This is a genomic window from Amycolatopsis ruanii, assembly GCF_003385175.1.
GTDB lineage: Bacteria > Actinomycetota > Actinomycetes > Mycobacteriales > Pseudonocardiaceae > Amycolatopsis_E > Amycolatopsis_E thermalba.
In genome coordinates this window covers 1-18,193 of the sequence record NZ_PQHY01000058.1, presented here as the reverse complement: position 1 = coordinate 18,193, position 18,193 = coordinate 1, and the positions used below count along the sequence as shown (strand labels likewise).

Sequence of the window (18,193 nt, the reverse complement as noted above, 5' to 3'; positions counted from 1 at the left end):
AGGAGAGGAATCGATGACCGAACGGTATGAGCAGTTGACCCGGACCCTTGTCGAGAAGTTCTCGGCCGACCCCGAACAGATCGACCCTGGTGTCACGCTGGCCGAACTCGGACTGGACTCGCTCGCGGTCGCGGAGTTGTTCATGAATCTGCAGGACGAGTGGAACGTGCCCCTGCAGGACGACATCGACTCGATGGAACTGACCCTCGACCAGGTCCTGAAGCTGGCCGAATCGGCGGGTTGACAGGTGCCCCGGCCGGTGTGCGTCACCGGCCGGGGACACCCTCGAGGTGTTTCGGGCGCTCGTGGATTCCCACCGTCATCAGGGCGATGTCGATGTAGCGCTGGGCGACCTCCTCGGGCGCCATCGGGCCGGTCGGGTGGTACCAGCGGGCTATGGACTGGCACATGCCGAGCAGGGCGCGGGCCGTCTCGGCGGGCTGGGCCACCGTGAAGATCCCCTGGACCGCACCGTCGGTGACGACGCGGACCAGCAGGTCCTCCACCTCCTTGCGGATCGCCGCGTAGCGCCTGCGGTTCGGGGCCGACAGGTAGCGCAGTTCGACGTCCAGGGTGGCCAGCTTGACGCGGTGCGTCATGTACAGCACGACCGCCTCGATCATGTTCACGAACTGCAGGTCGGGCCGGTCACCGGCGTCCTCCACCGCCGCGCGGGCCCGCCACGCCACCTCGAGCGTGCCCTTCTCCAGCAGCGCGACGAACACGCCCTCCTTGTTCTCGTGGTGGTAGTACAGCGACGGCACCGTCTGGCCGACCCGGCGGGCGATGTCCCGCACCGAGGTGCCGTAGAACCCGCGCTCGTAGAACGCCTGCAGCGCCGCGGCCAGCAGGGGGGTCAGGTCGAGCGGCTCGAAATTGCGCCAGTCGTCCCGCCCGCCCCGCGCGGGGCGGGTCTTCCTCGCTGCTGCTTTCACGCCTGTCCACCCGACTTTCGTCCGTCGCCGGTGCCTGCCAAGGTTACGCCCACCTCAATAGATCGCGGCGTACATGATCTTCTCCTGCGTCGCCTCCGCGCGGCTGAACTCCGCAACCGCGCGGCCGAACCTGGTGACCAGGATGCGGTCCGACACGGCGAGGATCTCCGGCAGGTAGGAGGATATGACGATCACCGCCTTGCCCTCGTCGGCGAGGGTGCGGATCAGGTGGTGGATCTCGTCGATCGCGCCGACGTCGACGCCGCGCGTGGGCTCGTCGAAGATGACCACCTCCGGCTCGGCGACCAGCGACTTGCCGACCACCACCTTCTGCTGGTTCCCGCCGGACAGCTCGATGATCTTCGCGTCCGCGTTGATCGCCTTGATGCGCAGCTTCGCCGACCACTCGTCGGCGACGCGCCTGCGCTGCGATCCGGCCAGCAGCCACTGCCGGCGGCCCCGGCGGGAGGCGAGGTACCCGAGGTAGATGTTGTCGGCCACGGTCATCGTCTCGAAGAACCCGTCGAGCTTGCGGTCCTCGGTGATGTAGACGATGCCGTCGTCGATGGCCTGCTTGGGCACCCGGTAGCGGACCGGTTTGCCGTTGAGCAGCACCCGCCCGCCGTGGATCCGGTTGCGTTTCAGCGCGCCGGTGATGATCTTCGCCGTCTCCGTCCGGCCGCTGCCGATCAGCCCGGCGATGCCGAGCACCTCACCGGCGTAGGCCGAGAACGACATGTTCTTCACGACGTTGCCCAGGATCAGGTTCTCGACCTCCAGCACCCGGCGGCGCCGGACGTGGCCCTCGCGGGCGGCCGGGCGGTTCCGCGCGGCCCCGTCCAGCGACCGGCCCACCATGTACTTGACGATCTCGTCCCGCGAGGTCTGCTTCGCGTCCAGGCAGGCGACCCGCTTGCCGTCACGCAGAACGGTGACGCGGTTGGCGATGGCGAGCGATTCCTCCAGCGCGTGGGACACGTAGATGATGCCCAGGCCCGCGGTCCGCAGGTCCTCGATCACGTTGAACAGGTGCAGGGTCTCCTCAGGCGTGAGGCTCGCGGTCGGCTCGTCGAAGATGACGATGCGCGCGCCGGTGCGCAGGGCCCGCGCGATCTCGACCATCTGCTTCTTCGCCGCGCCGAGGTTGGACACGTACGCCGTCGGGTCGACGTGGAAGTTCATCGACTGCAGCAGCTGCTGGGCGCCGATGTTCAGCGAGCGGAACCGGGTCAGCAGCTTTTCGTGGCCGAGCTCGATGTTCTGCGCCGCCGTCATCGTCGGCACCAGGCTCGTCTCCTGGTAGACCATCGCGATGCCGTGGTCGAGCGCTTCGTGCGGGCGCCGGAACGAGACCTCCTCCCCGCCGATGCGCACCACTCCGCTCGAATGCTGCACCGCCCCGGCGAGGATCTTGCACAGCGTCGACTTGCCCGCGCCGTTCTCGCCGACCAGCGCGAGCACCTCGCCGGCCCGCAGGTCGAAGTCGACCTCGGAGATGGCGTGCACCCCGCGGTAGGTCTTGGTCACCTTCGCCATGTCCACCAGCAGCGTGCCGCCGCCTGCCGGGTCGATGTCGAGCTGGTCCACCAGCGACTGGCTCATTGCGCGTCACCCGCCCTCGTGATCAGGACCTCGTCGCCACCGCGGACCGCGATGAACAACCGGTCGCCGTACTGCTTCACCGACGTCACCCCGTGCCGCCGACCGCCGCCGCGGCTGTGCAGGCTGCGGAGCGGGTACCCGTCGGGATCCAGCCGGGTCACCAGGCCGTAGGACCGGGGCGGCGCCCACGGTTTGATCACGCCGAGCTTGCGGATCTGACCGCCCTGCAGGGGTTCCAGCCCCGAGTCGAGGCCGCGCAGCGCGGGGCGGATCCACAGGTCCGGTTCGATCGTGCGCATCATCTCCTCGACGTAGTCGCGCTGGGTGAGGACGAACTCGACCAGCTGGGTGCGCAACGCGAACACCGCGAGCCAGTACCCGCCGCCGGAGGCCGGGCTGATCCGCCCCGGGTAGCCGGGCAGGTTGTCCCGCAGCACGTCCGGGCGGCTCGTGTCCGCCAGCGGGTACCGCACCAGCCGGTGCGACCACGCCTCGCTGACGACGAGTGCGTCCTCGTCCGCGGTGAGCGTGACCCCGCTGGGGTGGGCGAGTCCGCGGGCCAGCACCGTGGTCCGGCGGGTCCGCGGGTCGTACCGCAGGAGCCGGCCGAGGGCGTTCTGCTCCATCAGGTCGCGCACCCAGTCCGCGCCGTGGTGGCGCACGGAGCCGTCGGTGAGGTAGATCGTCCCGTCGCCGGCCACCGCGACATCGGTCAGGCAGCGAGTGGGCACGCCGTCGGAGTCGGCGTCGACGAGGACCTCGGTGCCGCCGCCCTGGTCGACGCGGACGAGCCCGAGACCCGCCACGCACACCAGCAGCCCGCCCTCGTGGTCGAGTGCGATCGCGCCGGCGTCACCGGGCACGGTCGCGGTGACCTCGTGGTGGGCGAAGTTCAGGCCGTACCGCCGGACCACCTTGTCGGCCGTGGTGACGTGGAGCGATCCGTACGCGTCGCGCACCACGTCGTCGGGCTCGGGCAGCTCGTCGATCGACTCCTCGATGCGCTCCAGCGCGTCGTTCGGGGTCAGCCCGCCGTCCAGCGGCGGGATCGCCCGCGCGCCGGACCGGCCGGGGAACAGGAACTCCTTGACCAGTTCCCACGCTTCCACTCGTGGCATGGTTCCTCCTCAGCTCACCGACGCGTGGCGCGTCCGGCGTGCCTCGCCGGCGGCCGCGGCGGGGACCTCACGCACCTTGATCCGGCCGATGCGGTTGTTCTCCAGCCCGCCGATGTACAGGTAGCCGTCGTGCTCGCGCATCGACGTGATGGTGGAGTGCTTCTTCCCGCCCGGGTCCCAGTAGGTGTCGAGCACCTCGCCCCGCTCGGACACCCGCACCACGCAGCCGTGGTTCATGCTGGGGTAGAGCCATTCGTCGCGCGGGATGCGCTTCATCATGCGGCGGCGGAACTTCGGCATCCGCATCGCGAGGTCGTAGGCGGGGGAGCGCATGCCGCAGATCGCGATCCAGTAGGCCCCGCCGGAGCCGCGGTTGATGTTGTCCACGTAGCCGGGGAAGTTGTCCATGAACACCTCGAGCCGGCCCTTCTTCGGGCCGCTGTGCCAGTACCTCAGGATGCGGCACAGCCAGGTTTGGGCGATCAGCACCGACTCGCCGTCGTGGGAGCAGCACACCCCGTTGGGGAACACCAGGTCCGGCACCGCGGTGCGGGTCTTGCCGGTGGCCGGGTCGTAGCACAACAGACGCCCGTTGGGCCGCCCCTCGATGCCGTCGAGGACCCAGTCGGCCATCTCGAACCGGTTGGTGGCCTCGCTGAAGTAGATCTTGCCGTCCGGCGCGATGTCGAGGTCGTCGGGCAGGCGCAGCCGCGAGTCGTCCCGCAGGCGGGTCCAGGTCCGGTTCGTCTCGTCGGACAGCTTGCGGTGCTTGCCGTCGGGTGAGACCGCGTACAGGCCCATGCCGCCGACGCAGACGATCAGGTCGCCCGCGGAGTCGAAGGCCAGCCCCAGCGGGTGGCCGCCGATGCGCGCGAAGATCTCCCGGTCGCGGTAGTCCTCGCCGGAGAACCGCAGGATCCAGCCCTGCCGGGTGCCGCAGTAGATCCGGCCCTGGTCGTCGAGGATGACGTCCTCCGGCCCTTCGACCTCACCGAGACCGATCTCCTCGGCGTCGCTGAGGCGGTCGTTGATCTCGTACCGGGTGCCCGAGCCGGGCCGCACGTCCGGCGGGGTGCCGTACTCGACGAGCGTGGGGTTGACGTAGGTCTTCTGGATCGCCTTGCCGCGGTTCTTGCCCCACTTCGTGTCGAGCCCGACGGCGATGATCAGCACGACGGCCAGCGCCGTCTGCAGCACCTCGCCGCCGACGTCCATCAGCAGCAGTCCCTTGCCGAGCAGGCTGATCGTGGCCGCGCCGATGAACGCCCGCCACACCGTGCCCTTGCCGCCGGAGAGGCTGATGCCGCCGAGGATCACCGCGGTCAGCACGCTCAGTTCCATGCCCTCGCCGACGCGGGCGCTCGCGCTGCCCAGGCGCGCGGCGTAGAAGACGCCGGCCAGCGCGCACAGGGCGCCGGAGATCACGTAACCCAGCAGCAGCACCCGTTCCACCCGGATGCCGGCGTGCCGCGCGGCCCGCCGGCTGGCGCCGACGGCGGTCACGTGCCAGCCGAACCGGGACCGGCTGAGCAGGAGGTGCCCCGCGACGAGCACGACGAGCAGCGTGACGAAGCTGAACGGGATGCCGGCCACCTTGCCCGTGCTGAACCAGTCCCACACCGGGTCCATCAGGAACACCATCGCGGTCTGCGCGGAGTAGTGCAGGTCCAGCAGGTTGAGGACGCCGCGGAAGATGATCAGCGTGACGAGCGTGGTGAGGAACGGCCGCGCCTTGAGGTAGGCCACGATCGACCCGTTCACCGACCCGAGGACCGCGCCGACGACGATCGTCAGCAGGATCGCCGGCACGACGGGCACACCCACGACGGTGATCAGCAGGAGCACCACGATGTTGCACAGCCCGAACATCGAGCCGACGGACAGGTCGATCCCGCCGGAGATCATCACGACCGCCATGCCGAGGCAGACCAGTGAGATCTCGGCCAGCTCGGTGGCCGAGGACAACAGGTTCGCGGTGGTGGCGAAACCCGGTGCGGCGATCGAGAAGAAGACGATCACCCCGACCAGGATCGCCAGCGGGATGGCGGGTTCCATCCACCGTTTCTCGAACAGCTCGGCGAACAACTGCTGCGGGGAGAACCGGTACCGCAGGTGGCGCAGCCGGGTGCCGAGGTTCTCGTTCTCCAGAACGTTGCGCTCCGGAGGCCGGCGCCGGGCGGGCACGGGCCGGACTTCCGTACTTGCCGTCATGGCGGTCCCTCTCGGTGCCGGTCAGGAAACGGTGAGCCCGTCGCTCTTGCCGTCGTAACACATGTTGGGCTGGTTCCAGTTGGTCTTGTCGATCTTCACCAGCGGGGTGTAGTCGGCGATGCGGGCGGTGCCGGGCGCCTGCCCGGACTGCAGGAGGTACTTGGCGATGGCGACGATGTCCTTGCCCTGGGTGGGCACCGAGTAGCCGTAGGACTGGTGGAACATGCCGTCGCGGATGCCCTCGCAGGTGATGGAGCTGTGGTCGGAGGTGAACACCTTGACCTGCCCGAGCTTGCCGGCCTCCTTGATCGCCGCGGCCGAGCCGTACTGCATCTGGTCCCAGAAACCCCAGCTGGCGCACAGGTTCGGGTGCTGCTGGATCACGGTCGCCGTGATGTCGTGCGCCTTGGTGCGGTCCCAGTTCGCCGCCTGGGTGGACACGATCTTGATCTCCGGGTGCTGGTCGAAGATCTCCTTCGCGCCCGCCATCACGTCGAGCGTGAAGCCGGAGGTCGCGTCGCCCTGCACGATCTGCACCTCGTGCGAGGTGGGGGTGTTCGCGCCGCACTCGTTGACGATGTCGGTCGCGATGCGACGGCCCAGGTCGATGGTGTCGGCGCCGACGAAGGCGTCCGACTTGTAGTTGCTCACCATGTTGATCTGGATGACGTAGATCCCGGCCTGCTCGGCCTGCTGGATGAGCTTGGCGAGGATCTGCACGTCGAAGTTGTGCACCACCAGGACGGCGGGTTTCTCGTTGATCAGCGACTGCACCGCTTCGGCCTGTTTCGCGGTGTCCCAGTTGGGATCGCGCAGGACGTAGTTCAGCCCGGCCGCCTTGAAGCCGGTCTCCATCTGCCGGTTCCACTCCTCCATGAGCGGGGTGCCCAGTCCCACCGGGACGAACGCCACCGTCTTGCCCTCGATGCTGCGCAGGGCGTGGTTGCGCAGTTCACCGGCGGAGGCGGTCGGCGGGATCTGGCCGCTGCCCGCCGACGTCGAGTTCGCCCTGGTGCCGGTGGAACATCCGGTGGCGATCAGCACCGCGGCGGCGCCGAGTGCGAGCGCGCGGACCGCGCGGGTACGAAGTGGACGCATGGGAGGACCTCCTTGTCCTTCGGTGGATGTCTGGGGTGTCAGTCGCCCTGGCGGACGGTCTCTTCGTCGCGCGGGTGCAGCCGGTTGTCCAGCACGAGGGCCGCGAGCAGGATGAGACCCTTGACGATGTCCTGCTCGTGGGTGTTCATGTTCATGATCGTCATGCCGTTGAGCATGATCCCGATCAGCGCGGTGCCGGCCACCACGCTCGCGACGCTGCCGCGTCCGCCGACCAGGCTGATGCCGCCGACCACGACGACGAGCAGCACGTCGTAGATCAGCGAACCGTCGATGACCTGGGTGTTGAGCCCGCCGACCGCGCCGGCGGTGACCAGGCCGCCGACGAACCCGATCGCGGCGCTGGCCGTGTACTCGAACACGGTCAGCGGCCGCACGGCGATGCCGGTGAGCGCGGCCGCGCCGGCGTTGTCCCCGTGGGCGTAGATGAAGCGTCCCCCGCGGGTGCGGGAGAGCATCAGCTGGGCGAGCACGGCGACGACCGCGAACACGATGATGGGGACCGGGATGCCGAACACCGTGCCCTGTCCCAGGGCGAGGACGAACTGGCGGTCGCCGGGCAGCTCCGCGATCAGTCCGTCCAGGACGGTGGTGCGGGCGAGACCGTAGACCAGCAGGCCGGAGGCCAGCGTCGCGAACAGGGCCGGGATCTCCACGAAGGCGATCAGGAACCCGTTCAGCAGCCCCATGATGACGACGATGCCGAGGCCGGTCAGCAGGGCGACCGGGGTGCTGACCGGTGTGCGCATCAGCTGGATCGCCACCGCGGTGGCCACGCCCATCGAGGCGATGAGGGACAGGTCCATCCCCCTGGCGATCACCACGACCGCCATGGCCACCCCGAAGATCCCCAGTGCGGACACACTGCGGACCAGGTTGACCAGGTTGTCGACGTTGAGGAACCCGTCGAGGGTCAGGCTGAAGACCACGAACAGGGCCACGACCACGAACAGGACCACTTGCTCCTGGGAAATCCGGTTCGCGAATGATGGTCGGGACCTCGGTAGAACTGCGCTCATCGCTACTCCGTTGTCCGATGCGCGGGCTGTCTAGCGAGCACTAGATAGGATTGACGGAAAAGATACACGGGTTCGTTTTCCAGACAAGTCCGCGTGGTCCGCGGGGGCGAGTTACCACCCGTTGGGGTGAGGTGGGCCGCGCCCGTGGTGGGGTGGCGGGGTAACGCTTCGGCATCGCGGACCGCGTCCGGCCGGTGTCTGCAAGTGCTCCATGTCGGGCAAAAGTCCATGTCGGGCAAGGGAGTTTCAGTCCTGAATGGTCAAAGCTTCAACCGACTGCGGGGCGCCGGGCGGGTTGTCCGCGATGCGAACTTGACAAACCGGCCGCTTCGTGCCCTACTTATCGGGCGTTAGATAGACACACGAACGCGACCGGGAGCGGTGTGACGTATTCGCTGTCGCGCTGATTTCCTTTTGCCGATTCTTCCCTTTTCTTTTCGTGCCGATCAGTCCTCGCTCGGAGAAAACCGCATGCTTCCTTCTTCCTGGGCCGCGCGGCTGCGGTTGCCGTTGATCGCGGCGCCCATGACGGCCGTTTCGGGTCCCGATCTCGTCGTCGCCGCCTGCCGCCAGGGCGTCGTCGGCTCGTTCCCGACGCACAACGCGCGGACTCCCGCCCAGCTCGGCCGGTGGCTGACCCACATCCGGGAGGCCCTGCCCGCCGCGGCTGCCCCGGTCGCGCCCAACCTGGTCGTGCACCGGTCGAACCCCCGGCTGCGGGAGGACGTGGACTGTCTCGTGCGGCACGGCGCCGAGGTGGTGATCACCAGCGTCGGATCCCCGGAGCCGGCGATCGGGCCGCTGCACGACGCCGGGGCGCTCGTGTTCGCCGACGTCGCGACCCTGCGCCACGTGGACCGGGCCCTGGCGGCCGGCGCCGACGGTCTGGTGCTGCTGACCTCCGGAGCCGGTGGGCAGACGGGGTGGAACAACCCGTTCGCCTTCGTCCGCGCGGTGCGGGAGCGCTACGACGGGCCCGTGGTCCTCGCCGGCGGCGTCAGCGACGGTGTCGCGCTGCTCGCCGCCCGCCTGCTGGGCGCGGACCTGGCGTACATGGGCACCAGGTTCATCGCCACCGAGGAGAGCCTCGCCGGTGACGACTACCGGCGGGCGCTCGTCGAGGCCTCGCTCGACGACATCGTGCTCTCCCGCGGGCCGAGCGGGTTGCCCGCCAACTTCCTCGCCGCCTCGCTCGCCACCGCCGGCCACGGCCCGGACCAGCCCGCCCGGTTCGACTTCCGGACGCTGCTCGAGCGACCGCGGGCCTGGGCGGCCGGCCAGAGCGCGCACGGCGTGCACCGCGTGCAGAGCGTCGCCGATCTGGTCGAGACGACCCGGGCGGAATACGCCTCGGCCCTCCGGGCCGTTCCCGTCGATCCCCTGCCCGAGGCCTGCGCGGCCGGAAAGGAGTTCTGATGTCGTTGTGGGGAACGCTGCCCAGCGTCCTGGACCGCGCCTGCGCGTACTACCCGGACCGGGTGGCCATCGTGGACGGCGACCGCCGGATCCGGTACCGGGAGCTGCGGGAGTGGTCCGACCGCGTCGGCAACGGCCTGCACGAGCTCGGCGTGCGGAAAGGGGACCGGGTCGGGCTGCTGATGCCGAACTGCCTGGAGTTCATCCCGACGCAGCACGGGATCTGGAAGGCCGGTGCGGCGACGGTGCAGATGCCGGCCCGGGCCTCCGCCGAGGACCTCGCGTTCTTCCTCGAGCAGTCCGAAGCTTCGACGCTGGTCTACCACTCCCAGTTCGAGCCGGTCGTCGGGAAGTTCCGCGGCCGGCTGCCGGGCATCCGGCGGTACATCCGGCTGGGCGGCGGGGAGGACCTGGCGGACACCTGGGACTACGGGATGGTGTTCAGCGCGGCGCCGACGGAGACGCCGGTCCCCGAGCCCGCGCCGGGCGACCTCGCCTACGTCGCCTTCACCTCGGGCACGACGGGCACGCCCAAGGGCGTCATCTACACCCACGAGGCCTGGTCGCACTACATCGTGACGGCGGGCCTGGAGATCGCCGACACCCGCCCCGGCGAGGTGTTCGCCCACGGCGCGCCGCTCACGCACTTCACGGGCGCGTTCGTGCTGCCGACGTTCATGCGCGGCGGGACGAACGTCATGCTGCCCACCCTGGACATCGACCTGCTGCTCGACACCGTGGCGAAGGAGCGGGTCACCGCGACCGCGGTGGTGCCGACCGCGCTGTACCTGCTGCTCGACCACCCGCGCTTGGCGGACACGGACCTCTCGTCGCTGCGCACGGTCGTCTACGCCGGTTCGCCGATCGCGCCCGAACGCCTGCGCCAGGCGCTGGCCGCGCTCGGGCCGATCTTCGTGCAGACCTACGCCGGCCACGAGCCCGGCTTCATGACGACGCTGCGCAAGGAGGACCACCGGTTCGGCACGCCGGAGGAGGTCGCGCGGCTGGCGTCCGCCGGGCGGCCGATGTTCCACGTCGAGATGAGCATCCAGGACGAGTCCGACCGGATCCTGCCGGTCGGCGACGTGGGGGAGGTCTGCACCCGGCAGGAGGGGCAGATGGTCGGCTACCTCGATCCCGCGCTGGACGGCGAGGCGATCCGCGACGGCTGGGTGCACTCCGGCGACATCGGCTACCTCGACGACGACGGCTCCCTCTACCTCGTCGACCGCAAGAAGGACATGATCGTGTCGGGCGGGTTCAACGTGTTCCCGAGGCAGGTGGAGGACGTGCTGGCCCAGCACCCCGCGGTCGCGCAGTGCGCGGTGTTCGGCGTGCCCGACCCGAAGTGGGGCGAGGCGGTCAAGGCGGTCGTCGTGCCGAAACCGGGGTCCGACGTGGCTGCCGGGGAGCTGATCGCGCTGGTCAAGGAGCACAAGGGCAGTGTGTGGGCGCCCAAGTCGGTGGACTTCGTGTCCGCGTTGCCCCTGAACGCGTCGGGAAAGGTGGACAAGAAGTCGCTGCGTGCTCCGTACTGGGCCGGGCAGGGCAGGCGCATCGGCTGAGGGGTCAGCATCCGGGGGCGCGCGTGCCCGGTGGGCTGAACTCCAGCCAGAGCGTGTTCGTGCGGGGGAGGACGTACGTGGGGCTCTCCGGGCGGCGCCAGTCGTCCGGGACGAGGACGTACTGGTTGCCCGACTGGAGCAGCAGTTTGAGCCCGGGGTAGCGGTACTGGAACGCGCCGTCCGGGGCGGGGCAGTGCACTTCGCCCGGGAGGTTGAGCTTCTGGGCGCTGTAGAGGACCGCCGCGGGGCGGCCGGCGAGCGCGCGTTCGGTTTCGAAGGCCCGGCGGACGCCGACCTGGCCCGCGTAGTCGGCCACCGCCCAGAACAGGCCGAACGTCACCAGCGCGTACGCCACCAGCCATTCGGCGACCCCGTGCGCGGTCCACCGCCGCCACGCGAAGACCAGCAGCAGCACGGCCAGCGCGAAACCGAGCCCGGGCAGCGCGGTGAACCGCCGGAAGGGCACCGGGTCCAGCGCGATCGCGAACGTCACCGCGAGCAGCGCCGCGCCCAGCACCGCGGCCACGGGCGTCGCCCGGCGCAGGATCGTCTGCCAGGCCCGGCGGGAGAGCCGGAAGCGCAGGAACCGGATCACGCCGAGCGCCAGGAACACCGCCCCGGCCAGCTCGGCGATCGGCAGCAGCAGCCCGTCCACCCCGCGTGCCAGTATCTCCGGCGTGGTCTGCCCGAGCAGCGTGTAGTGCACCCGGAAGTAGCTGAAGAACACCTGCGTGGTCAGGAAACCGAAGTAGTAGAGCAGCCCGGTCAGCAGCGTCGCGTTCGCGGCCAGCGTGCCGACCACCCGCAGCGCGCGGGCCGGGCCGGCCGCCTGCCGCGGGCGCGGCGGCGACAGCCGGGTCCTAGCCACCGGACTCGGCGGTGTCCGGGGTGGACTCTGCGGCGGTGGTTTCCTCCGTCGTCTCACAGGGTTTCGCCCTGATCGTGATCGTTCCGCCCGGGAGCACCGGGTCCGGCCCGATGCTCGCCGCGCACTCGCCCCGTCCGGAGACCACCACCTTCACCCCGCAGAGGCCGGGCCCGCACTCCTCGCGCAGGGTCGCGAGGATCTCCGCCCGCGCACCCGCCACCCCTGCGAGCAGCAGCGTGCTGTCGTAGTCGATGGGGCTGCCCGGTACCCCGGGCGGCTCGCTCTTCGACGTGCGGGTCGTCGTCGGGTCCGCGCCCGTGCCGGCCGTCTCGGTCGTGGTGACTTCGGCCGGGCTGTCCGCCGGCTGCTCGCCCGGGATCGGCGACCCGCCCGCGCACCCCGCGAGGGCCGCGCCGATCAGCAACGCACCGTGGTAGCTCCGCATAGCTCACCGTCCTGGCGGGAGTTCCTGCCTATCAGGACGCACCCGGAGCGCGACCTGATACAGCAGCCGGCTCCTCCCTTCGGGTGAATCAGCGCGCGCGGGCGGGCAGCGGCGACGTGCTCGCGCGCGCCGGGACGGCGTACCGGCTCTTCCCGCCGTCACGGGGGAACAACACGGTCATCCAGGTGCCTTCGCCGCCGATCCAGGCCGGCTGCGGCCCGGCGCTCGCGAAGCGCGTCGGCCGGCGGATCGACAGGCCCCCGCTCAGCTCGATCCCACCGCCCTCGGCGGCGAACACCCGCCCGACCGGGGTCACCACGACCGACGCCGGGTGCCACCCGGTGCGGCGCACCGGGTGGCACCTGCGGGCCCAGCTCGCCGCCGCGAACGCGGCGACCGGCGTGCCGGCGAGCCCGGCCAGCAGCGGGACGAGGTTCCAGAAGGACCGGACGGGATCGTCGTTCGCGTCGTCGAGGGTGCGGACGCGAGCGGGGTCCGCGGGGTCGTAGGCGACCAGGACCTGTTGGTACACCTCGAACCGCTGCCCGGTGCTGAGCTTGATCACCGCGGCGCGGCGGGTGTCCCCGACCGGGTAGGTGACTTCGATCGTCGCGTCTCCCCGGCGCGGATGCGGCGCCGTCACGACGGTGGCCGGGACGCGCGTTCCGTGCTCCAGCAGTTCCCGCACGCGGGCCCTGGCGACCTGTGCCAGTGGACGGCCTCGGCCGCCAAGAGGACGGCCGCCGCGGACAGCAGGATGGCGATCGCCAGCGCGACGCCGGTCTCACTGCCGGAGAGATCGCCCCCGATCGCTCCCGTCAGGACCACGCCGATCACGGCGACGACGGCGAGGCATGAGCCGGCGAACCGGTTCCGGGTTCTCCGTCGTCGTCGGACGCGATGTCCGTGGTCATGATCCCAAACTACTCACCCATCCGTGTGACTGGTGCCACAACCGCGGCGGAACTCCTCAGGATCGGCAATTAACCATTTGGTCCATTGAGAGCGAGCACGACGTGGTGGCTCAGCCGGGTGCCGACAGGGCGCGTCCGCGGCAGGCGGCATTCGCCGCCTGGGTCGGCAGCGCTCTGGAGTACTACGCCTTCTTCATCTACGGCACGGCCGCGGCGCTGGTGTTCGGCAAGATCTTCTTCCCGGTCTCGGACCCGGCGACCGGCACGTTGCTGGCCTTGTCCACGTTCGGCGTCGGGTACGTGTCGCGGCCGTTGGGCGCGATCCTGCTCGGCCACCTCGGCGACCGGTTCGGGCGCAAGCGGGTGCTCGTGCTCACCCTGCTCCTGATGGGCGTGTCGACGGTGCTGGTCGGCTGTCTGCCCAGCTACCAGACCGCCGGGGTCGCCGCGCCGGTCATGCTCGTCGCGCTGCGGCTGCTGCAGGGGCTGTCCGCGGGCGGCGAGCAGGCGAGCGCGAACTCGATGTCGCTGGAGCACGCTCCGGAGAACCGCCGCGCGTACTACACCAGCTTCACCCTCAGCGGCACCCAGGCCGGGCAGATCGTCGCCACCGCCGTGTTCCTCCCGGTCGCCGCGCTGCCGCAGGACGTCCTGCTGTCCTGGGGCAGCGCGTGCCGTTCTGGGGCAGCGCCCTGATGGTCCTCGTCGGCTACCTGGTGCGCCGCACGGTCGAGGAGACCCCGGTGTTCGAGCAGGAGGTCCGCACCGGCGAGGTCACCAAGCTGCCGATGGTCGTGCTGCTGCGCGAGCACTGGGCCGACGTGCTACGGGTGATCGTCGCGGCGCTCATCGCGTGCTCGCCAACGTCGCCGCCGTCGTCTCGATCCCGCTGTGGGCGAGGCTCGCCGACCGGGTCGGCCGCAAGCCGCTGTTCATCGCCGGTTCGCTGGGCTGCGCGGTGCTGATCTTCGCCTACCTCGGCGCCATCGCGGCCGGCAGCTGGGGGCTGATCTTCGCCGTCGGCATCGTCCTGTTCGGCGTCGTCTACACCGCCACCAGCGCGGTGTAGCCCGCCTTCTACGGCGAGATGTTCCCGGCCCGCGTGCGGCTGTCCGTTACCGCGATCGGCACCCAGATCGGGTTCGCCATCAGCGGCTTCCTGCCGACCGTGGCCGCCGCGGTCGCCGGTGACGGCACCGGCGCGTGGCTCGGCGTGGCGATCTTCACCGCGGCGCTGTGCCTGGTCAACGTGATCGCCGTGGCCACCGCGCGGGAGACCTACCGCGTCCCGACCGCGCGGCTGGGCATCGAGGAAACCGCTCCGGCGGAGCCGGTGGGCGCTGTGCGGTGAGCGAGTACGAGGTCCACGCCCTCTGCTACGGCCGCCGGAACGGCACCCGCGGACAGCACTTCCTCGGGCGGCCGACCGAGCTGCTGGCCTCGATCGTGGTCGCCGCGGCGGGAGCTGGACTACTGGACCGGACCGTGGGCGCTGGACCACTCCGCGGCGACCGGTTGTCCGAAGTGGACGGAGATGTGGAGGTCCGGCCCGGGCTGAGCGTGCACCTCGTGGGCGGGCACACGGCCGGGATGCAGATCGTCCGCGTCGCGACCGCCGCCGGGCCGGTCGTGGTGGCCTCGGACGCCGGCCACTTCCACGAGAACCTCGACGACGACCGGCCCGCGCCGCTGCTGCACTCGATGCCCGGGGTCTACGGCGCGTTCGACCGGATCCGCGAACTGGGCGGCGTCGTGCTGCCCGGGCACGATCCGGAGGTGCTGGCGCGGTACCCGGCCGTGGCGCGGGACGTCGTCCGCGTCGCCTGAGGCCGGGTACCGGCACGGCGTCAGGCCGCTCGGTCCAGGGCGGCCGGCGCCCCGTCCCGCACCAGACGGCGGCGCTTGTCGTCCGTGGCCCACCACTTCCGCTTGCCCGGGTGGCGCGCCTCGTAGCCCATCTGCCACACGACGCTCCGGCAGATGACCTCCTTCACCACCGCGCCGAGCCGGCCGCCGAGGTAGGAGGCCTTCGCGGTGTCGTCCTTCGTCGAAAACTGGAAGATGCCGTGGCGACGGCCCAGGCTGATGCACTGCCCGGCGAACCCGACGTCGATCGGGGCGGGCTCGGTGCCCGCGATCCGGGCCAGGACCGTCTGGGCGGCCTGCGGGCCCACCTGCACCGCGGCCTGGCAGCTCATCCGGACCGGCAGGCCCGAGGGCGCCGCCGAATCCCCGGCCGCGACGATGCGCTCGTCGTCCACACTGGTCAGGGTCTCGTCGGTGAGCAGGCGGCCCAGCGCGTCGGTGGTCAGGCCGCTGCGGGCGGCGAGGCCGGGCACACCGAACCCGGCGGTCCACAGGGTCACGCCGGAGGTGAGGGTGCGGCCGTCGCTGAGCTGGACGGCGTCGCGGGTCACCGCGGTCACCGCGGGTCCTTCGAGGACGGTCACCCCCAGCTTCGCGAGCCGCCGGGCGACCGACCGCCGTCCACGCGGGTGCAGGTACGGGCCGAGCTCGCCGCCGCAGACCAGCGTCACGGCGCGGCCCCGCCCGGCCAGTTCGGCGGCGGTCTCGATGCCGGTCGGGCCGGCGCCGACGATCGTCACCGCGGCGGCGGGTTCGACGACCGGCCGGGCGCGCTCGGCTTCTTCGAGCGTGGCGAGCGGGTGGGCGAACTCGGCCGCGCCCGGCACGCTCGGGTCCGCGCTGCCGCTGCCCACCGCGTAGACCAGGTAGTCGTAGCCGATCGTGCCGCCACCGGCGAGGGTCACGCTCCGCTGGGCGGTGTCGATCCGCGTCGCGGTGTCCACCACCAGCCGGATGCCCTCACGCAGGATCTTGCGGTAGCCGACGACCGCGGGGTGCGTGCCGCCGACGAGCTGGTGCAGGCGGACCCGGTCGACGAACTCCGGGCGCGGGTTGACCACGGTGACGGTCACGTCGGCGCGCTGGGTCAGCCGGTTCGCGGCCATGACTCCGGCATAACCGCCGCCGATCACGACCACTTCGGTGTTGCCGCTCATGGTGTCTCCTTTCCAGGGGGTCGACCATCAGACAAAGCGGCCCCGCGGAGCGTGACAGCGCGTGACCTGGATCACTCCGCTGGCGGACGAGAGATCGCCGTCGCCCGGATCCGCGTGAAGCTGGACCAGGTGGCCGGCGACCTCGGTACCACGTGACGCTCCACTCGTTTCGCCTGGTCGGCTCTCGCCCGCCGCGACACATTCGGATGAACTGGACCGAGCACGAAACGACGGACGAGGAGGGGGCCCGTGGCGCTGCCAGAATGGCTGGTCAAGGAGATCGACGAAGTAGGAGACCACCCGGCGTTCGCGGGCGTCGACGAGCTGCACCGCCGGTTGCGCGGGCTCGCCGCGGGCTACGGCGAGATCGCGACGCTCCAGCGCGTGGGCACGTCCCGGCACGGCGAGCCGCTGCTGTGCCTGACGATCGACGGCGAGCCGGGCGATCCCACCGCGCTGGTCTTCGGCCTGCCGCACCCCAACGAGCCCATCGGCGGGCTCACCGCGCTGCACCTGGCCGAGCGGCTGTGCGCCGATCCCGGGCTGCGGGCGCGGCTGCGGCACCGGTGGCGGATCATCGCGTGCATCGACCCGGACGGGCTGCGGCTCAACGAGGGCTGGCTGGCCGGCCCGTTCACCCGGGAGCACTACGCGCGGCACTTCTACCGCCCGGCCGGTTCCGACCAGGTCGAGTGGACGTTCCCGCTGGACTACAAGGACGCCTACTTCGACGCGGCGCTGCCGGAGACGCAGGCGCTGATGCGGCTGATCGACTCCGACCGCCCGGATCTGGTGTGCTCGCTGCACAACAGCGAGCTGGGCGGGGTCTACTACTACCTCAGCCGGCCCGAGCCCGCGCTGCACCGGGTGTTGCAGGCGCTGCCCGGGCACGCCGGGCTGCCGCTGGACCGCGGTGAGCCGGAGGCGCCCTACATCGTGCGGCTGGACGACGCGATCTTCCAGGGCACGTCGATCAGCCGGGCCTACGACTACCTGACCGGCCGGGGCGAGCCGTGGACCAACTCGGCCGGCGACAGCACGGCGTCCTACGCGGGCCGGTACGGGGCGCTCACGCTGGTGACCGAGCTGCCGTACTGGACGTCGGACACCGCGGACGACGAGAGCCCGGCCGGCATCGGGTACGCGTCGGCGCTGGCCGCGCACGCCCGGGCGGTGGCGGACCTGTCGTCGCTGATGACGGACACCATCGAGGCGGTGTCCGGGGCGCTGATGGTGCCGGACTCCCCCTTCTGGCGGGCGAGCCGCTCCTTCGCGACGATGATGGCGGCCGGGGCGCGCAGTGCCCGGTCCCGCAGCACAACCCCGGAGGCCGACCGCCCGGCGACGGTGGCCGAAGTGGCGTCCCTGGCGGAGGCGACGCACAGTTTCCGGTTGCGGTACGGGGGGATTCTGTTGCGGGCGCTGGACGGTGAGCTGGCGGTGGGGAACACGCGGCCGCCGGTGCGGGTCGCGCGGGACCGGGTGGCCGCCCGGCACGCGGAGTGGCTGGCCGAGGACGCCGCGCTGGGCGACTACCGGACGATCCCGATCCGCCACCTGGTGGCGACGCAGTACGGAGCGGTGCTCGCCGCTGCCTCGCAGGTGGCTGGGTGAGTAGCCGCTCCGGCCTGTGGCTGGTGAGTAGCCGCTACGCGGGTGTTTGCGCTGCGCGCGGCTGACAGCGCCGGCTTCGCTCCGCTACGCCCCGATTGAGGCCGCGCCCCGATTTTTCATTGTTTCAACGGCCGAGCAGGGGAGCGGGGGAGGGCTGGGCGGCAGGTGGGTCACCTGCCGTTGCCGGGCGTCACAAACCGCCACCCTGATGTGCTCCGAGAATCTCGGACGCGGCTCAAGCGGACTGTATCACGCAACCTGCTGATTGGTGAACCATTCGTCGAGCACTTCGATCGGTGGTCGATATCCCAGCGCTGAATGTAGTCGGCGTGTGTTGTAGAAGCCTT

General features: G+C 70.8%; 15 protein-coding genes and 1 pseudogene. 6 read left to right on the top strand and 10 right to left on the bottom strand.

What is annotated here, in order from left to right; translation table 11 throughout:
• The first annotated feature begins 13 nt into the window (after nucleotides 1-13).
• Nucleotides 14-244 (top strand): acyl carrier protein, encoded by a 231-nt coding sequence (locus tag D0D28_RS25855; protein ID WP_116113195.1) that lies wholly within the window; start codon nucleotides 14-16, stop codon nucleotides 242-244.
• A 22-nt stretch (nucleotides 245-266) separates the two neighbouring features.
• Here D0D28_RS25855 and D0D28_RS25850 read toward each other — a convergent pair whose 3' ends face one another.
• The 6 genes from D0D28_RS25850 to D0D28_RS25825 are packed head-to-tail and all read right to left on the bottom strand — an operon-like array spanning nucleotide 267 to nucleotide 7,941.
• Complete coding sequence (locus tag D0D28_RS25850; protein WP_116113193.1) at nucleotides 267-935, bottom strand: TetR/AcrR family transcriptional regulator; 669 nt, start codon at nucleotides 933-935, stop codon at nucleotides 267-269.
• Between the two features lie 54 nt (nucleotides 936-989).
• Nucleotides 990-2,537 carry a sugar ABC transporter ATP-binding protein gene (locus D0D28_RS25845; protein ID WP_116113190.1) on the bottom strand — a complete coding sequence of 516 codons (1,548 nt, stop codon included), beginning with the start codon at nucleotides 2,535-2,537 and terminating at the stop codon, nucleotides 990-992.
• Nucleotides 2,534-3,655: an SMP-30/gluconolactonase/LRE family protein gene (locus D0D28_RS25840; protein WP_094005276.1), complete on the bottom strand. Its 1,122-nt coding sequence runs from the start codon at nucleotides 3,653-3,655 to the stop codon at nucleotides 2,534-2,536. The genes D0D28_RS25845 and D0D28_RS25840 overlap by 4 nt, the downstream gene beginning before the upstream one ends.
• A 9-nt stretch (nucleotides 3,656-3,664) precedes the next feature.
• The gene (locus D0D28_RS25835) at nucleotides 3,665-5,866 is read right to left on the bottom strand and encodes an ABC transporter permease (protein WP_240323350.1); all 2,202 of its coding nucleotides are present in this window, start codon (nucleotides 5,864-5,866) and stop codon (nucleotides 3,665-3,667) included.
• Nucleotides 5,867-5,887: 21 nt separating this feature from the next.
• Nucleotides 5,888-6,964 carry a sugar ABC transporter substrate-binding protein gene (locus tag D0D28_RS25830; protein WP_094005274.1) on the bottom strand — a complete coding sequence of 359 codons (1,077 nt, stop codon included), beginning with the start codon at nucleotides 6,962-6,964 and terminating at the stop codon, nucleotides 5,888-5,890.
• A gap of 38 nt (nucleotides 6,965-7,002) precedes the next feature.
• Nucleotides 7,003-7,941, bottom strand: a complete 939-nt coding sequence (locus D0D28_RS25825; RefSeq protein ID WP_094005273.1) for an ABC transporter permease — start codon at nucleotides 7,939-7,941, stop codon at nucleotides 7,003-7,005.
• Nucleotides 7,942-8,472: 531 nt separating this feature from the next.
• On the opposite strand from D0D28_RS25825, the gene D0D28_RS25820 reads away from it, so the two are divergent.
• Together D0D28_RS25820 and D0D28_RS25815 are read left to right on the top strand one after the other, a co-directional pair.
• Complete coding sequence (locus tag D0D28_RS25820; RefSeq protein ID WP_116113184.1) at nucleotides 8,473-9,417, top strand: NAD(P)H-dependent flavin oxidoreductase; 945 nt, start codon at nucleotides 8,473-8,475, stop codon at nucleotides 9,415-9,417.
• Nucleotides 9,417-10,982, top strand: coding sequence for an AMP-binding protein (locus D0D28_RS25815; protein ID WP_116113181.1), 1,566 nt, complete (start codon nucleotides 9,417-9,419; stop codon nucleotides 10,980-10,982). Before D0D28_RS25820 ends, D0D28_RS25815 begins: the two co-directional genes overlap by 1 nt.
• 4 nt (nucleotides 10,983-10,986) lie before the next feature.
• Here D0D28_RS25815 and D0D28_RS25810 read toward each other — a convergent pair whose 3' ends face one another.
• The 3 genes from D0D28_RS25810 to D0D28_RS25800 form a co-directional block, all read right to left on the bottom strand.
• Nucleotides 10,987-11,850: a hypothetical protein gene (locus D0D28_RS25810; RefSeq protein ID WP_116113178.1), complete on the bottom strand. Its 864-nt coding sequence runs from the start codon at nucleotides 11,848-11,850 to the stop codon at nucleotides 10,987-10,989.
• Nucleotides 11,843-12,295, bottom strand: coding sequence for a hypothetical protein (locus tag D0D28_RS25805; RefSeq protein WP_116113175.1), 453 nt, complete (start codon nucleotides 12,293-12,295; stop codon nucleotides 11,843-11,845). Before D0D28_RS25805 ends, D0D28_RS25810 begins: the two co-directional genes overlap by 8 nt.
• Before the next feature lie 88 nt (nucleotides 12,296-12,383).
• Nucleotides 12,384-12,983, bottom strand: coding sequence for a hypothetical protein (locus tag D0D28_RS25800; protein WP_162831192.1), 600 nt, complete (start codon nucleotides 12,981-12,983; stop codon nucleotides 12,384-12,386).
• Nucleotides 12,984-13,311: 328 nt separating this feature from the next.
• Here D0D28_RS25800 and D0D28_RS25790 point away from each other — a divergent pair.
• Nucleotides 13,312-14,560, top strand: a pseudogene (locus D0D28_RS25790) (MFS transporter).
• Nucleotides 14,557-15,036: a hypothetical protein gene (locus D0D28_RS25785; RefSeq protein WP_116113167.1), complete on the top strand. Its 480-nt coding sequence runs from the start codon at nucleotides 14,557-14,559 to the stop codon at nucleotides 15,034-15,036. The pseudogene D0D28_RS25790 and the gene D0D28_RS25785 overlap by 4 nt, the downstream one beginning before the upstream one ends.
• Nucleotides 15,037-15,056: 20 nt before the next feature.
• On the opposite strand, the gene D0D28_RS25780 is transcribed toward D0D28_RS25785, so the two are convergent.
• A complete protein-coding gene (locus D0D28_RS25780) occupies nucleotides 15,057-16,232 on the bottom strand; it encodes an NAD(P)/FAD-dependent oxidoreductase (protein ID WP_116113164.1) in 1,176 nt (391 codons plus the stop codon).
• A gap of 249 nt (nucleotides 16,233-16,481) precedes the next feature.
• Here D0D28_RS25780 and D0D28_RS25775 point away from each other — a divergent pair, with 249 nt between their 5' ends.
• Nucleotides 16,482-17,846 (top strand): M14 family zinc carboxypeptidase, encoded by a 1,365-nt coding sequence (locus D0D28_RS25775; RefSeq protein WP_116113161.1) that lies wholly within the window; start codon nucleotides 16,482-16,484, stop codon nucleotides 17,844-17,846.
• The last annotated feature ends 347 nt before the right edge of the window (nucleotides 17,847-18,193 follow it).

Bases quoted from the DNA above. Each gene is read 5' to 3' on its own strand.
- D0D28_RS25855 (WP_116113195.1), top strand. From the start codon at position 14: ATGACCGAACGGTATGAGCAGTTGACCCGGACCCTTGTCGAGAAGTTC.
- D0D28_RS25845 (WP_116113190.1), bottom strand. From the start codon at position 2,537: ATGAGCCAGTCGCTGGTGGACCAGCTCGACATCGACCCGGCAGGCGGC.
- D0D28_RS25840 (WP_094005276.1), bottom strand. From the start codon at position 3,655: ATGCCACGAGTGGAAGCGTGGGAACTGGTCAAGGAGTTCCTGTTCCCC.
- D0D28_RS25835 (WP_240323350.1), bottom strand. From the start codon at position 5,866: ATGACGGCAAGTACGGAAGTCCGGCCCGTGCCCGCCCGGCGCCGGCCT.
- D0D28_RS25830 (WP_094005274.1), bottom strand. From the start codon at position 6,964: ATGCGTCCACTTCGTACCCGCGCGGTCCGCGCGCTCGCACTCGGCGCC.
- D0D28_RS25820 (WP_116113184.1), top strand. From the start codon at position 8,473: ATGCTTCCTTCTTCCTGGGCCGCGCGGCTGCGGTTGCCGTTGATCGCG.
- D0D28_RS25815 (WP_116113181.1), top strand. From the start codon at position 9,417: ATGTCGTTGTGGGGAACGCTGCCCAGCGTCCTGGACCGCGCCTGCGCG.
- D0D28_RS25805 (WP_116113175.1), bottom strand. From the start codon at position 12,295: ATGCGGAGCTACCACGGTGCGTTGCTGATCGGCGCGGCCCTCGCGGGG.
- D0D28_RS25780 (WP_116113164.1), bottom strand. From the start codon at position 16,232: ATGAGCGGCAACACCGAAGTGGTCGTGATCGGCGGCGGTTATGCCGGA.